At 43.7% G+C, this 15,064-nt stretch carries 11 protein-coding genes and 1 tRNA gene; 7 read left to right on the plus strand and 5 right to left on the minus strand.

Going from position 1 to position 15,064, the window contains the following annotated elements:
- Window positions 1–126: 126 nt before the first annotated feature.
- From L2W36_RS09935 to L2W36_RS09945, 3 genes are all read left to right on the plus strand, one after another.
- Window positions 127–621 carry a TonB-dependent receptor domain-containing protein gene (locus L2W36_RS09935; protein ID WP_329605670.1) on the plus strand — a complete coding sequence of 165 codons (495 nt, stop codon included), beginning with the start codon at window positions 127–129 and terminating at the stop codon, window positions 619–621.
- 209 nt (window positions 622–830) lie between these two features.
- Window positions 831–1,994, plus strand: coding sequence for an efflux RND transporter periplasmic adaptor subunit (locus L2W36_RS09940; protein ID WP_236109946.1), 1,164 nt, complete (start codon window positions 831–833; stop codon window positions 1,992–1,994).
- A gap of 9 nt (window positions 1,995–2,003) precedes the next feature.
- Window positions 2,004–5,117: an efflux RND transporter permease subunit gene (locus tag L2W36_RS09945; RefSeq protein ID WP_006069362.1), complete on the plus strand. Its 3,114-nt coding sequence runs from the start codon at window positions 2,004–2,006 to the stop codon at window positions 5,115–5,117.
- A gap of 59 nt (window positions 5,118–5,176) precedes the next feature.
- Here the strand turns inward: L2W36_RS09945 and L2W36_RS09950 are convergent, their stop codons facing one another.
- Window positions 5,177–5,779 carry a DUF2913 family protein gene (locus L2W36_RS09950; protein ID WP_038230711.1) on the minus strand — a complete coding sequence of 201 codons (603 nt, stop codon included), beginning with the start codon at window positions 5,777–5,779 and terminating at the stop codon, window positions 5,177–5,179.
- A gap of 59 nt (window positions 5,780–5,838) precedes the next feature.
- A tRNA-Leu gene (locus L2W36_RS09955) sits at window positions 5,839–5,922 on the minus strand.
- An 811-nt stretch (window positions 5,923–6,733) separates the two neighbouring features.
- Here L2W36_RS09955 and L2W36_RS09960 point away from each other — a divergent pair.
- The 3 genes from L2W36_RS09960 (at window position 6,734) to L2W36_RS09970 (ending at window position 9,182) form a co-directional block, all read left to right on the plus strand.
- Window positions 6,734–7,195, plus strand: a complete 462-nt coding sequence (locus tag L2W36_RS09960; RefSeq protein ID WP_006069365.1) for a hypothetical protein — start codon at window positions 6,734–6,736, stop codon at window positions 7,193–7,195.
- Window positions 7,192–8,223, plus strand: coding sequence for an HlyD family secretion protein (locus tag L2W36_RS09965; protein WP_088878927.1), 1,032 nt, complete (start codon window positions 7,192–7,194; stop codon window positions 8,221–8,223). Before L2W36_RS09960 ends, L2W36_RS09965 begins: the two co-directional genes overlap by 4 nt.
- A gap of 275 nt (window positions 8,224–8,498) precedes the next feature.
- Window positions 8,499–9,182, plus strand: coding sequence for a hypothetical protein (locus L2W36_RS09970; RefSeq protein WP_006069367.1), 684 nt, complete (start codon window positions 8,499–8,501; stop codon window positions 9,180–9,182).
- A 118-nt stretch (window positions 9,183–9,300) separates the two neighbouring features.
- Here L2W36_RS09970 and L2W36_RS09975 read toward each other — a convergent pair whose 3' ends face one another.
- Window positions 9,301–10,113, minus strand: coding sequence for a hypothetical protein (locus tag L2W36_RS09975; RefSeq protein WP_236109947.1), 813 nt, complete (start codon window positions 10,111–10,113; stop codon window positions 9,301–9,303).
- A 248-nt stretch (window positions 10,114–10,361) separates the two neighbouring features.
- Window positions 10,362–10,700, minus strand: a complete 339-nt coding sequence (locus L2W36_RS09980) for a hypothetical protein (RefSeq protein ID WP_236109948.1) — start codon at window positions 10,698–10,700, stop codon at window positions 10,362–10,364.
- Window positions 10,701–10,966: 266 nt separating this feature from the next.
- On the opposite strand from L2W36_RS09980, the gene L2W36_RS09985 reads away from it, so the two are divergent.
- Window positions 10,967–14,017 carry an efflux RND transporter permease subunit gene (locus L2W36_RS09985; protein ID WP_236109949.1) on the plus strand — a complete coding sequence of 1,017 codons (3,051 nt, stop codon included), beginning with the start codon at window positions 10,967–10,969 and terminating at the stop codon, window positions 14,015–14,017.
- Window positions 14,018–14,058: 41 nt separating this feature from the next.
- Here L2W36_RS09985 and L2W36_RS09990 read toward each other — a convergent pair whose 3' ends face one another.
- Window positions 14,059–14,943, minus strand: a complete 885-nt coding sequence (locus L2W36_RS09990; protein WP_236109950.1) for a DMT family transporter — start codon at window positions 14,941–14,943, stop codon at window positions 14,059–14,061.
- Window positions 14,944–15,064: the final 121 nt, after the last annotated feature.

Raw genomic sequence — 15,064 nt, forward strand, 5'->3', positions numbered from 1 at the left:
TCAGATTTATTGCTCATTTCATAAATTTCATCGAAACATAAAAAGGGGCCAAGCTATTCGAGCCCAACCCCTTATCCCAACTGACTTTAACCACTTATAACCTACCTTAACACCCTATAACACAGTATTGTTCATTTCTTTAGTCTCTATACACCGGTTGATAATGTAGGCGGTCGAGATGTCTATACCTACAAGAATATTGATGAAGCGATTATTCAAGGCGCGGAGTTCAGCGGTGAGTACGATATTTTGGCAAATCTTCGTCTGAACGGCACCTACACCTACCTTACTACGGAAGACAAAACTACCGGTGAAGAATTAGAGAACCGCCCAAATCACATGGCAATGGCAAGGTTGGTTTGGGAACCTGTCGATTCAATCAGCACATTCGCTCGCGTTAACTACACAAGTAGAACCTTGCTTTCAGTTGACGATAACGTATACCGTCCATCTTACGTGACCGCCGACCTTGGTATGAACTACTTCGTTAACAACGACTGGCGGCTAAGAGTTGGCGTTAAGAATGTCACCAATGAACAATTCGACGACTACGATGTGACACGCCGTGGCTATGTAGTCACACCACGTAATTGGTACGTCGGAACAACGTTAAACTTCTAATCCATCAAAACCACTTCCACGCCAACCACCAATCAGGTTGGCGTTTTTTCACCTGAAAAAATTCCTCACGACCAACATATTCCGTTCACACTACTTAACCCATTAATTCAATTCATTAATTTTCCCAAATGCTTCACAGACATTCGTCATTTATGGTCTAAACTCAAACAATAAACATTTTATATAATTATCAGAAACAAGGATTGTCTATGTCTTACTTTCCCAAAGCAGATGGTGTCATCGCTAAAGGACTCATCGTTGCGCTACCTATTCTCCTCCTTTCAGGTTGCGAAAAAACCATCGAAGCCCCTCCAGCAGTCAAGCCCAGTGTAAAAGTTCTCGAAGTGACCATGAAAGAAATCACACCAAGTGAAGAGTTCGTGGGTCGCACTGAGGCAACTCAAGACATCGAACTTAAAGCAAAGGTAAGAGGCAACTTACTAAAAGCCTATTTTGAAGAAGGCAGTATGGTTGAAGAAGGACAATTGTTGTTTGAGATTGACCCTGAACAATATGAAGCCGCCCTCAAGTCCTCCAAAGCACTTGTGGCTCAATCACGTGCTGCCTATGACACAGCAGTTCGTAACTTTAAACGTGGCGAAGGATTGATTAAAGACAAGTACATCAGCCAAGCGGATTACGACAATCTATTATCCGCCAAACTGCAAAATGCAGCAGCGCTACAGAGTGCCAACGCTGAGTTAGACAATGCCAAACTTGAACTGGGTTACACCAAGATTCATGCGCCATTTGCCGGAAGAATTGGCCGTGCAGAAGTGTTTTCAGGTGATTTGATCATTCCTGAACAAACCGAAATGGTGAACTTGGTACAAATGGAACCGATTTGGGTCAACTTCCAGTTACCAGAAAAAGTCATTATCAACGCTCAAAAAGCAGCTCGTGACGCTCAAAATCAATACAAAATCGAAGACCTACCAGTAAAACTGCGATTCCCTGACGGGTCGATGTTTGAAGAAACAGGCATGATAGATTTCATCGATAACCGTGTTGACGCCACTACCGGTACTCTGGCTGTCCGTGCTGAGTTTGCCAATACAGAACACCTAATTGTGCCCGGACTTTACGTGACGGCAATAATCGAAGCTCCACGAGTTCAAGAAGTTATGCTCATCCCCCAACGCGCGGTGCAAGAAGACCAGCAAGGTCGTTATGTATTAACTGTTAGTAAGGAAAACGTCGTCAAACGTAAAAACGTCACTTTGGGTAAACGATATGGTGTTGACTGGGAGCTAGAAGAAGGCTTAGAGAAAGGTGAACTGGTCATAACTGAAGGGTTACAAAAAGCCCGTGTAGGCGCTGAAGTCGAGTACGAAATGGATACCGTACAGCCTTTCGATGAAAACGACTCTTAAGGACAAGTTATGATTAGTAAGTTTTTTATACATAGGCCGAAGTTTGCCTTCGTTATCTCTATAGTCCTGACTTTGTCCGGTCTGTTGTCGATTCCTGCTCTGCCCGTGGCAGAATTCCCTAACATCTCCCCTCCGATGGTCTCCGTGACTACATCCTATCCGGGTGCGAGTGCTGAGGTTGTTGCCGACACCGTTTCTAAGGTTATCGAGGCCGAAGTCAACGGGGTGGAAAACATGATTTACATGGAGTCCAAGGGCGCAAACGATGGTAGCTACTCGCTCAATGTTACCTTTGAGGTGGGAACCAATGTCGATATGGCACAGGTTAACGTCCAAAACCGGGTACAACAAGCCATGCCTAGGCTTCCCCAAGAAGTTCAACGAAACGGGGTAAAAGTTGAGAAACAAGACCCAAACATCTTAATGATGCTTAACTTGGTATCACCAGATGGAAGTCTAGATAACCTATTTTTAAACAACTACATGGGCATTAATATTAAGGATAACCTTGCTCGTGTTAACGGTGTCTCTAAAGTAAGCATTATCGGTGGTATGGATTACTCCATGCGGATCTGGCTCAACCCCGATCGCATGGCAAGTTTAGGTGTTACCGTAGAAGAGGCCATTGCCTCAATTCAAGAGCAGAATATCCAAGTTGCTGCGGGACGTATTGGCGCAGCGCCAGTACCTCGAGATCAACAATTTCAGTACACCCTCTCCACCAAAGGTCGCTTGAGCCACCCAGAAGAGTTTGAACAAATCATCATCCGTTCGAACCCGGATGGTAGCGCAGTTTATATGAGTGATATTGCGCGTATTGAGCTTGGTGCCGCAAGTTACGATGCGGAAGCGATGCTGGATAACAAACCATCTGCACTACTTTTCATTTACCAATCAAGTGGCGCAAATGCACTCGAAGTAGCGAAAGGTGTCCACGAAGAATTATCCCGCCTGCGCGAGCAATTTCCTGAAGATATGGACTATAAAGTTCTCTACGACACTACTCAGTTCGTAGAAACGTCCATCGATGAAATGATTGAAACTCTGTTGATTGCCGTAGCACTGGTTATCTTCGTTGTGTATATATTCTTGCAGGATGTTCGACAAACTTTAGTTCCCGCTATCGCTATTCCAGTGTCTTTAGTCGGTACATTTGCATTCCTACTGGCAACAGGCATGAGCATCAATACCGTGTCGCTCTTCGCCTTGATCCTCGCGATCGGTATCGTAGTAGATGATGCTATCGTTGTTGTAGAAAACACCACTCGTTTAATGGAGGAAGAAGGGCTCAACGCCGTCGATGCCACAACCAAATCCATGCAGGAGGTGACGGGACCCGTTATTGCTACCACTCTGGTGCTACTAGCGGTATTCGCGCCAACCGCAGTTATGCCGGGTATAACTGGGCAAATGTACGCGCAGTTCTCTATCACCATTTGTATTTCGGTTCTAATTTCCTCGGTGAACGCATTAACACTCAGTCCTGCGCTATGTGCTTCACTACTTAAGCCACCAAAAACGCATGAAAAAGGGTTCCATGCCAAATTCAACGTTTTGTTTGAGAAGGCAACCGGAAAGTACACCAACTTTGTTTCGGGAATGGTGCGTAAACTAATGCTCGTTGGCGTCGTCTATGTCGCCTTGATCGGTGCAACGGGCTATCTGGCTACTTCGCTCCCTACCGGATTTGTCCCTACGGAAGATAAAAAAGCATTCTTCGTCGATGTGCAATTACCTAATGGCTCTTCCATCAACCGTACCAAAGAAGTTATGACTCAAATGGTAGACGAACTAAACCAAATGGATGGCGTAACCAATGTGATTTCAGCAAGTGGTTATTCGATTATTTCTGGCGCGGTATCGTCTAATGCAGGCTTGATGGTTGTCATTCTTTCTCATTGGGATGAGCGACAAGATCCATCCTTGGTAGAATCGCAGATCGTACGACGAGCTAACGCCGCACTATCGCAATACAGTGAAGCGACGGCGGCTGGTTTCTCCCTACCAGCGTTACCGGGTGTAGGTACGGTTTCCGGTGTAGAGTTCTATATCCAAGATACCTTGGGCAGAACGCCAGCCGAGCTCGCAGGTGTCATGCGAGCAATGTCCATCCAAGCAACTTCTGAGCCTGAGCTAACGACGGCATTTAGTACGTTCCAGGCCGATGTACCGCAGCTGTTCGTCGACGTAGATAGAAACAAAGCCAAAGTACAAGGTGTTGAACTAAGCAGTATTTTCACCACATTACAAACGATGCTTGGTTCAATGTATGTAAACGACTTCAACCGGTTTGGTAAGGTTTTCCGCGTGAACATGCAGGCGGAAACTGAGTTTCGCGATTCAGACCGAGACATCGCTCGTTTCTACATCCGAAACAAATACGATGTTATGGTGCCACTTAATACCTTGGTTAACGTAGAGCCTAAGCTAGGCCCTGAATACATCAACCAATTCAACTTATATAGCGCGGTTAAAGTCAACGCATTCCCAGCACCAGGCTACAGTTCAGGACAGGCGATTGATGCTGTGAAGCGAATCGCAGATACGACTTTCCCGAACGGCTATACCTATGAATGGTCAGGGCAAACTTACCAAGAGTTGAAAGCAGGTAACTTAGCGCCATTCATCTTTACCTTGGCACTTATCTTTACCTATCTATTCTTAGTTGCACAGTATGAAAGCTGGACGATTCCAGTGTCGGTTATGCTCGCTGTTCCTGTCGCTATTCTAGGGGCATTTATCTACATTTGGATAATGGGGTCTGACGTTAACTTATACACCCAAATCGGCTTGGTACTGCTAATCGGTCTTGCCTGTAAGAACGCGATTCTGATTGTAGAGTTCGCCAAACAGCTCAGGGAAAGCGGTATGAGTATCACGGACTCAGCCATAAAGGCCGCGCGACTGCGTTTCCGGGCGGTCTTGATGACAGCCTTCTCGTTCATCTTGGGGGTAATCCCACTGGTCATCGCAACCGGTGCAGGTGCTGCAAGTCGCGTCTCATTGGGTTATGCGGTGATGGGCGGTATGATTGCGGCCACTATTGTAGGTACCTGTCTTGTTCCAGTGTTCTACGTGATGTTGCAATCACTTCGAGAGAAAGTAAAAGGACGTAGCTCTTAACGCACTCCAACAAAAAAAGCCTGATTTATCAGGCTTTTTTGTTATTTCTTAAACAGAGACTACGACTTATCAAGTTCGAGTGTAATTCTCACAAAGTTGTCGTCTTCGTATTGTATCTGGTAGCTAAAGATATCATTGGCATATATCGTTTTTAGGAATAGGTGCTTTTCACGTACCGTCCCTCTAAATAAAATCGATATTCCTGATAACAATTGGTTACGTGTACCGAAATGTGCGTTTAGGTCCGTTGATAGCACGCACAGCAAACAACCATTCTCATCATGGTTGAGATCCACTTTCTCAGGACTCGATAACAGTACTGTGGTACCCAGTTTCTTTTCCAACTCACGAATTAATAATAGATAGCTATCTAAGTGTGGCTGCGAAACGTCAGGCTTAGCTTCAACTCCTCGCAATAAAACATCTTCTAAATCTACTTGCGATTTCTTTGCTTGCAAGCTCATGGCTTTTAATTGCTTTCTAATCGCTTTGTATTTATTGCTTTTTAGTTTCGGCTTTAGCCATCGAACCAGTAACTCGTTCTTCTTGGCAAGATCGAATAATTGGGATTTGGACTCTAACTTCTTGAATTCTAGATGTAACAAGGCGTGCAAAGACACCTCGGTCAATAACTGAATTGATACCGAGTTAGACGTACTCATTTGCTTTGAACTGGATCCTTTGTTCTGCATTGTAGTCTGTTGGTATTAAAGAAAGGGAATGGTGCCGAGAGAGGGACTCGAACCCTCACACCAAAGGCACTAGCACCTCATGCTAGCGTGTCTACCAATTTCACCATCTCGGCATCGATAAATGCATCACTAAATCGCATCTATTTATCACCGCTATTTTAGCGGATTCCGAAATGTTAACTGACGATTTTTTACTTGTATAGCGTTTCAATAGATAAAATCAATAAAACCAGTTCGTTTGATGAACAAATAATCACATTGGCGGTTTCACATCCACTCATTTTGAGTATACGAACCTAAACACCCACGCTTGGGTACGTGATTAATACAAACCAAATGCTCAATACATTAATGAAAATGATATCTGAATTATAGTTCACTTAGTGTATTGGTGTGATCAAGCCAGATAATATATCCCCTTACATATTCAAGCTGAACGCTTACATCAACGCATATTGACGGAGTATTAGGCCTATCTGCACAAGGTTTGCCTGCACTAGCAAATCGATATGAAATACCAATCGCGATTCAGCCTATGAAAGAACGAATCATAAAAGTCAGACGCTCAACATAACTGGCAGCCCGTACGGCAATAATTAAGAGCGCAGAATAGCACTCATAAATCTCGAGTCGTACGGTCCTTATTACAAAAAAAGCGATAGGTTCGAGCCATAACATTGCTCCAGCACCTAAATTAATTTTAATCCAACAACGCTAAGGATAGCCTGATACAAGGCAATGACATGTTCAGACTATTGAAACACTCATTACTGGTTACCAGCGCCGTCCCAACGCTGGTCTTTGCAGGTGAACGCCGATCATCCGATAGGCTTAAACTTGGTCCTCAGGAAGTTCCTTTACACCTCCGCAGTGCCTATCTGAAGTCATATCACTATGTCGCAAAGCCGAACGAGTAATCAAATCATGAAAAACAAGTTAACAGCAGTACTCCGTTTTTTAACCAAGTGGATGTTAATAGTCAGTGGTTTTCTATCACTAAGCTATTTCTTTTCATTACTATCGAAAGTGCATGGTAAAGACCTTCCTGAAAGCTATTTCAGCGATGGTATGCCTAGCATATTGGGGCTTCTTAACTCAGAGCTCTTTATGGGTATTATTTTCGTTATCACCATTTCTATCATCGTTTACGTCTTATACCTGTTGTGGCAATTACATGAAGTCGCGGTTCACCGTAGTCAATACATGCAGAGCGCTCACGCCAACCTAGTATTTGCACTATCCCTTTGTGGGTTATTTATCGACAAATTATGGTGGGTATTAGCTGTCATTATTGCCTTCACTAACTGGGAAGCGTTGGCTTCAGCATTAAGTAAGGTCATTCACACCGGAATCCACGGCGACAAAAAGCAGGAGCAATCGTCATGAAAGAAATTATGCTTCCGTATGTCCTGATTGTTTGGTTACTAGTGAAATTAGGCGTCATTAAGTGGACCCTCCGTAATGCGGTGATTAGCGTTGGATTTGGTGCCTTTTTAGCATTTATGCTGTTTACTGCGCACCGATTTTGGTCACCCGCTGATTTGACAGACAGCACCACAGTAAAAGCGCCTCATGCGGTACTAAGCCCTTTGTTTGGGCAGCAAGTCAAAGACATTTACGTGACTCATAACCAACGAGTCAAGAAAGGTGAGTTACTGTACACGTTAGAGTCAGAAGACACAGACGAAGAGTTGAAGAGCTTGAACTCTAGCCTTATTGCAGCTGAACATCGAATTATCAGCATAGAAGAGCAGATTGCGATTGATGTTAAGAACCATCAACGCTTAATCAATCTAGATGAATTTAGCTCTGAACAAGAAAGAGATGAGCTGCATACCAAAATACAACAAGGGAACGCAGACCTAATGGCGGCTCGCTCCGATGTTGATGGTATACAAGCTCAGATCAATCAAAAGCAATGGTTAAACGACCGTAATCAGATTAGAGCACCTTTTGATGGTGTCGTAGGTGTTATTAACATTGCCAAAGGCTCTCGTACTGGCAACTTGTATCTCTATAACATCGAGAAGAAATTCGTCGAAATGCGCGTAAGTGACCAAACTTTCCGACATATAAAGGAAGGTCAATTTGCTGAGTTTTATGTTAATTCTCATCCAGGTGAAGTATTTCGCGGTCGAGTGCACAGCATTACAACCAATACCGGTGAAGCGACCGTATCTGCTCGCGGTAACACACAACAAGTCCGCCAGCATGTAGGAAACAATACCGGTGCACATGGTCGTACTGTTGTTATTGAATTTAATGAACCGGAAGGCTACGACGTGCCACTTGGCGCCACAGGTTCAGGCTGGATATCAGCAAGCAAGCCGTCCCAGGCGCTTGGTTTTATGGACATCATCGGTGGAGCAACAGTACGATTGAAAGCACTTAAAGCTTATCTAAGCGCTATTTAATGTTAACCCTTTTAAGGCCCGCGCATAGTTGGAACTCTGATTGGAACTGGTAAGGAAAATTGGGCCTACAACACCTCACTTATGTGGGGTGTTTTTTTATCTTTAACCAGATATTTCTCGTCATTATGGCAGCTTAATAGTCTCTTACCCTAGGTACACAAATAGCAACCCAATCCATTCGAATAGCGAATGCAAACCAACTAACTCCTATCGGAACTTTTCATTATCTTTTGCATCGCTCTCAACAAGAAGAGTATCAATAAAAGGTAATTAAAATGAAAAAGACAGCAATCGTTCTAGCGTTAACTTCAGTATTTGCAACTAATGCTATGGCAGAAGGTGTAACGGGCGGTGTGGAACTAGATGCTAAGTTCGTAGATGGTGCAGCCGAATATAAAGCAGACAATGGCTCTGGTATCAAAGCGTTCATCGGTTATGAAGGTTTCGGTGCTTCGGCTAAACGCAAAGCAAACTTTGAAAATGAGTACAACCTTAACTACACCCATGATTTTGGTAACATCTGGCTAAAAGGCGAATATGAGTTCGTTGATAAGAAGAGTCGTCAACAGCCAGCTAACGACCAAAACAAATTTGGTATTACCGTTGGTGGTAACGTTGCGGAACTATTCGATACCTCATTGCGTTTGCGTAAAGACACAGATTTAAACTCCAATACTCTCGCTCCACGTGGAGATATCTATCGCTTTGATCTGGCAGCTGGTAAGCAAGTTACTGAACGTGTGTACCTGAATGCCAAAGTGGTTGGACAAAAACAGAATAAGAAAGAAGCAATTACTGTTGGCGACAAGAACAAAGACTCTATCTACAACCTAGAGCTGCGCGCCACATTTACCGCTATCGACAATATGATCCCATATGTAGAAGTAGGTAATGAGGGTAAATTTGGCACTGACACTCGCAATACCTACGGTAAAGTGGGCGTTGTTTTCCCATTCTAATTTGACACTATTAGTTAAAGCGCAAAGATATTCGAAGGAATGAATATCTTACAGCGAACCTATTATTCCTTCTTCACCCCTTCGAACAGTCTTACCGCTCAATATCTTCAAAACAACACTAGAACTGGTAATTAAACTCTACCCTCTGGTCACCTTCAAAATAGCTTTGTTCTTGCGTCCAGTTAGCAAAATAGCGCACGTTAAAGCGAGGCGTAAACTGATAAGACACCGCAAATTCATTAGTAAAGATAGAACTCATTCCTACGCCGTATGCATTGTCGACATAAGATTTAGAACCAGATAGAGTCGTTAACCACATCGGATTGTAGTTAAGCCATAGCTTATCCGTAATCGCATATTTGGTATAAGCCCCCACTACTGCGTATGTTCCTGGAACTGTGTAACCATTATCTTGTGGTTCAGTTTGACAATCGTTAGCATCGGTGCAGCTAGGAAAATTCCCATTGCGCACATTGACGCCCACCCCTGCAAGTGGATAGAGGTTAAGGTTGCCCCATTTTGGCAGTGCTTGAATAAAACTATAGGACGCATTCAAACTTTCTTGCTCCACGTTATAGTTCAGATCAAGTTGACTACCGCGACCATTGGTGGTGTCCACACTAAAGTTTCGAAAACGAACGCTATCAATTGAATTATCACGACTACCCGTTCCCGACCAACCGAGATATTCTCCAGCTATTCCCTTCACTTCGATGATGTTCATCGCCATGGTATCAGGGTTACCTGTATCGTATGTGCGCCCGACTTTGATGTTTAAACCTTTGTCCGATGTCCCAGCACCCGCTTGAGTATAAACCGCTAAAGGGTCAGACATATCTTGGATTTCAGTATCAGAATTTTGGTCTGCAAAAGAAGAAAAAGAACAAACTGCGACTGTGACCGCCGTTAGAAAAGAAATGTGTGCACGCATATAAACTCACCCTAATACAAAACAAGCCTCCTTTTGTATTACCAACACTACTTTCTCGATTGGCAGCACCTCATCCATAAAATGCTGGGGAAGCCTAAAAGCGAGAGGCTATAACCTCAATTAACTCAAGGTTATAGCCTCTATTACTCTGCGATTATTGACTCGAATATAAGTTAATAAGAATCAAACCGTTAGTTATCAATTATATCGTCTCAAAGACTGATAAAAGTGTTAATTACATCACTCAATCACCAGCTATCATCAATCGCAGCGTCAACAATAGCATCCTCAACCACAGCGTCTTCATAGTCTGAAATAATCGCATCTTCAACAACTGCTTCACCAATTAACTGATCACATTCTGCATCCGCATATGCACCATCAATTACACCAGCAGCACTACCAATCATTGCTCCTGATTTGGCATCACCGGCGACGGCTCCTACAACACCACCAACTATCGCGCCATCAACAGCATCAGTGATGACATTCCCTCCGTCGCATGGGTGGTATGCCATAGCTCCATTTGGCCACATGTAAACCGTAAAACTTAGTAGCAACGCTCTGTTTAACTGTCTCTTTTTCATCTTTTTATCACTATTAATATTCATTTGGTGCAACGCACTTCTTGATAGACTAATTCTAAGTTTTGTCGCCAAGCAGGCAAAAATAGGTTCCATAAACAAAGCCGAGAGTTCTCTAAAACTCTCATCGGTAAAATATCGATTAAGCCGTGTATTCGAACATTCAATATCACACGCCAAACATTCCAATAGATCGGCTAGTAACCCATTTGTTATTAAAAATTCACGGGCGTAATATCCGGACAATTTCCAATAACTCGGTGGCTGACATGTTTAAAATGTTCATTGAAAGACCTAAATTCGCGATAGTGATAGCCCTACTCATTTCGCTAATTGGAGCCATTTCCGCAGCAAACTCCCCCATAGGCAGGTATCCAGATGTCGCACCTGTTACTGTCGAAGTCCGAACCTTTATGGATGGAGCAAGTGCAGATGTTATGGCTAAATCGGTGGCGCCAGAAATAGAAAAACAAGTTAACGGCGTATCTGGTATGGAATACATGAAATCCACCAGCGGAGCCGACGGTACCTATACGCTGGAAGTGGTGTTTGAAAATGGGACAGACTCAGACAAAGCGGTTAACCTCGTACAAAGTCGTGTAAATCTTGCGTTACCGGAGTTGCCTGGGGATGTCATGCGCAATGGCGTCAAAGTAGAAAAACTCTCTAATGGTTTAATGCTTGGAATATCAATCATCGACCCGTCAGGCGGTGCCTCTGCCATTGATATCAGTGCCTTCTCTGGAGGTCCATTAAAAGAGAAGATCCAACGCGTCAATGGCGTATCAAAAGTGGACGTCCTGGGAGAGAAAAAATACTCCATTCGCGTATGGCTCAATCCAGATAAAATGAAGTATTACTCCATCAACGTTGACGACGTTAATGATGCGATTGCCACACAAAATAAAATTGCTTCAGCAGGCAGTCTAGTTGATGACAAGCTAGAGTACCCCATTACGGTAAACGGCGGTCTTTCTACACCAGAAGAGTTCGGCAATATTGTGGTTCGTTCTGACGAACTGGGTAAGACCATTTATTTGAAAGACGTTGCTAGCATCGAACTCGGTAGTGAGATTTATACTGCGAACGCTTATGGGGAAAATTCAAACGGGGCCGTCTTGTTCATTTACAAAACTCCCGAAGCTAACGCGATGAATGTCGCCAAGGAGATTAAAGCCCTACTAGATCAACCTAATCAGTACCAGATTAAAGTAGTTTATGATGCGACCACCTTTATCGATGGCGCCATCTATAGCGTACTGGAGACGTTAGTACTGGCCATTGCCATCGTCTCATTAGTAACTCTAGTCTTTATGCAAAACTTCAGACTAACGCTCATTACTGTCACTGCCATCCCAGTTTCTTTGATCGGGACATTTGCAGTCATGAGTGCATTAGGCATTCAAGTTAACATTATTTCAATGTTTGGTTTAGTGATGGCAATAGGTATTGTCGTAGATGCAGCTATTATTGTTATTGAAAACGCAGAGCATCAACTTCATGAATATCCCAACCTGACGGTAAAACAGGCAGTGTCAAAAGCATTGGATATCACTTTCTCACCCATTATCGCTTCAATGCTAGTACTACTCGCAGTTTTCACTCCGTCACTGTTTATTCCCGGAATGGCTGGGACGATTTATTCAGAGTTTGGTATCGTCTTGTGTGCATCCGTCGTCGTATCAACTTTGGTCGCCCTAACCCTAACCCCCGCGCTTTGTTCGTTGTTCATGAAGCCACCTAGAAAAAACGCTATTGCTAAATCTGTTGAATGGGTGATTACGCAAAAGATTCGAGCCTTCACTGGTTTAGCATGGACAGCAACCCGTTTACCTCTGCTCACCATCTTACTATTAGGCGGAGGTCTGTATCTCTCAATCGATCGAGGTTCTAACTTACCTACAGGCTTACTTCCAGAAGAAGATACTAGTGCCATTTTTGTCGTAGGTAGCTTCCCTCAAGGTACAGCTTTGGCAACAACAGACCAATATTTAGCTACGTTAACAAAACAGCTGAATGAGCTCCCGGGCATATCAACCAGTGTTGAAGCCTCCGGTTTTAATCTACTGACCAATACCGCAGAGATGAGCAGCTTTATGATGTTGCTCTCTCTTGACGATATGCAAGAGCGTCAAGCGAGCGATACAGAGTTAACCGAACAAGTTAACCATGTTTTGGCCGAGAATCCCGATATTCAAGCCTTCGCCTTCAAACCACCAGTAATCCCTGAACTTGGTATGGTTGATGGCGTCAATTTCGCTCTTCTCGCACCTAATCTTACCCCAACAGAATTGTATGAATTAACTCTAGAATTCAATTCTCGCTTAATGGACGACGCACGTATCGGACTAGCAATGGGGCAGTTTGAAGTAACAAAACCCTCCATAAAACTGAATATCAAAAGAAAGGACTTACTAAAATACGGAGCAACGTTTTCGGACGTAGTGCAAGGAATGCAAACCCACTTTGGAGGGATGTATATCAATACCTTTAACATGGAAGGGCGTAACTACAAAGTCATGGTACAAAATGATCCTAAGTTTCGATTAGATCCTGAGGCATTAAAGAAAACTGGACTTTCCAAACCTAACGGTACGCGAATTACGTACGACAAGTTCTTTGACTTTGAAGAAATCAAAGTGCCAAACTTCATCACTCGCTACAACGCAGAGCAAGGAGTATTTATTGACGTCATTCCAACCGTTTCTACTGGTCAGGCAATTACCGCAATTCAAGAGTTGGCAGATGAGTTAGGCTATAAAGTAGAGTTTACCGGCGCAGCAAAAGAAGAAGTTTCCGCCGGAAATACCGTGGCTATTGTGATGGGGCTTGCAATGTTAGTTACGTTTCTTGTCCTTGTTGCCCAATATGAATCATGGCTAATTCCATTGGCAATTATGCTCACCGTACCAACAGCCATTATTGGTATCGTAGAGGGCATTATTCACATCCAAGGCAATATCAACATACTCACTCAACTTGCAGCAATCTTGCTAATTGGAATGACGGTCAGAAATGCGATTCTTATTGTAGAGTTTGCTAAGACTCTTCGAGACAACAATAGCTTAACCATCAAAGAAGCAGCGGTACAAGCGCTGCAGCTTCGCGCGCGCGCGGTGTTTATGACGGCATTTTCCTTTGGCGTTGGACTGATTCCACTTATGTTAGCTAACACCGTTGGCTCAGGGGGGCAACAAGCTCTGGGTTGGGCATCATTTGGCGGTATTGTGTCGGCAACGTTCATCGGCTGTATTATGGCAAGTGTCTTCTTTGTACTAATCCAGCAAATACGAGAACGATTTAAACCTATTTCCGTTTAACCAAATGCGCAGAGCCTACTTCAGGCTCTGCGAATGTAATGCTACACCTGAGGAGCTCGGCGAAGTGATGACAACGAGAAGCCCGTTACCAGCATAGTGCCACTAATTACTAAAACCGTTCCAACAACGGTATTCACACCTATTGGCTCTCCTAAGAATAGATTTCCCCATAAAATACCAAACATTGGGATAAGGAACGTTACTGATAAAGCCGAAGACGGACCAATGTCGTTAACTAACCGGAAATACAACAGATAGGCTGCGCCAGTGCATACAACACCAAGTAAAACTACCGAGATCCAAACTTCTTGAGTAGGTGTTTCTCGCATTGGCACAAATGGAATCAACGGCAACACGATAAGACAAGCAGCCCACATACTACCGTGTGCATTATTAAATGCAGGAACAGACGGTGCATTTTTCGCATAATTGGTTGCGATGCCATAACAACAGGCCGCCATCACGCCAGCAATTATCGGCAATGTCGCTTGCTCACCAATACGAACTGCATCCCAACCAACCAATACCGCAACTCCAACAATCCCAACCAATAAACCAAGTGCACCACGCTTAGTTAGCGGTGTTTTGGTCCAAAATACACCAATAACTGCCCCCCAAATCGCTGCGGTAGAGTTAAGTATCGACAGTGTTGATGCATTGAGTGTTTGTGCCGCATAGGCAAACAACAAAAAAGGCAGCGCTGTATTAAACAGTCCGATAGTAAAAAAGTGTCTGGTATGTTTGGTGAATTCAAGTTTCTTTTTTAGATAGACACTGATAATAAGAAGAGCGAGAGCAGCAAAGAAGACCCGCGCCTCAATGAGCACTGCTGGCCCCATAACATTGGCGGCAATACGCATGAAGAGAAAAGACCCGCCCCATATCGATGCCAATAGTATGAGTCTTAGAAAGCTTGCCAAATTCATCGTTGTTACTTATGTCTGCTAATCGTTGTACTTACTTTGCGTGATGGTTAGAAAAACCACAACCCCTACCAAAGGCTTATTCCGCTTACACTACCGAAAATGGCGAATAGATGATGTCGAG

Origin of the sequence: Vibrio sp. McD22-P3 (assembly GCF_021568915.1) — a bacterium.
Classification (GTDB): Bacteria; Pseudomonadota; Gammaproteobacteria; order Enterobacterales; family Vibrionaceae; genus Vibrio; species Vibrio mediterranei.

Bases quoted from the DNA above. Each gene is read 5' to 3' on its own strand.
- L2W36_RS09940 (WP_236109946.1), top strand. From the start codon at position 831: ATGTCTTACTTTCCCAAAGCAGATGGTGTCATCGCTAAAGGACTCATC.
- L2W36_RS09945 (WP_006069362.1), top strand. From the start codon at position 2,004: ATGATTAGTAAGTTTTTTATACATAGGCCGAAGTTTGCCTTCGTTATC.
- L2W36_RS09950 (WP_038230711.1), bottom strand. From the start codon at position 5,779: ATGAGTACGTCTAACTCGGTATCAATTCAGTTATTGACCGAGGTGTCT.
- L2W36_RS09960 (WP_006069365.1), top strand. From the start codon at position 6,734: ATGAAAAACAAGTTAACAGCAGTACTCCGTTTTTTAACCAAGTGGATG.
- L2W36_RS09965 (WP_088878927.1), top strand. From the start codon at position 7,192: ATGAAAGAAATTATGCTTCCGTATGTCCTGATTGTTTGGTTACTAGTG.
- L2W36_RS09970 (WP_006069367.1), top strand. From the start codon at position 8,499: ATGAAAAAGACAGCAATCGTTCTAGCGTTAACTTCAGTATTTGCAACT.
- L2W36_RS09975 (WP_236109947.1), bottom strand. From the start codon at position 10,113: ATGCGTGCACACATTTCTTTTCTAACGGCGGTCACAGTCGCAGTTTGT.
- L2W36_RS09980 (WP_236109948.1), bottom strand. From the start codon at position 10,700: ATGAAAAAGAGACAGTTAAACAGAGCGTTGCTACTAAGTTTTACGGTT.
- L2W36_RS09985 (WP_236109949.1), top strand. From the start codon at position 10,967: ATGTTTAAAATGTTCATTGAAAGACCTAAATTCGCGATAGTGATAGCC.
- L2W36_RS09990 (WP_236109950.1), bottom strand. From the start codon at position 14,943: ATGAATTTGGCAAGCTTTCTAAGACTCATACTATTGGCATCGATATGG.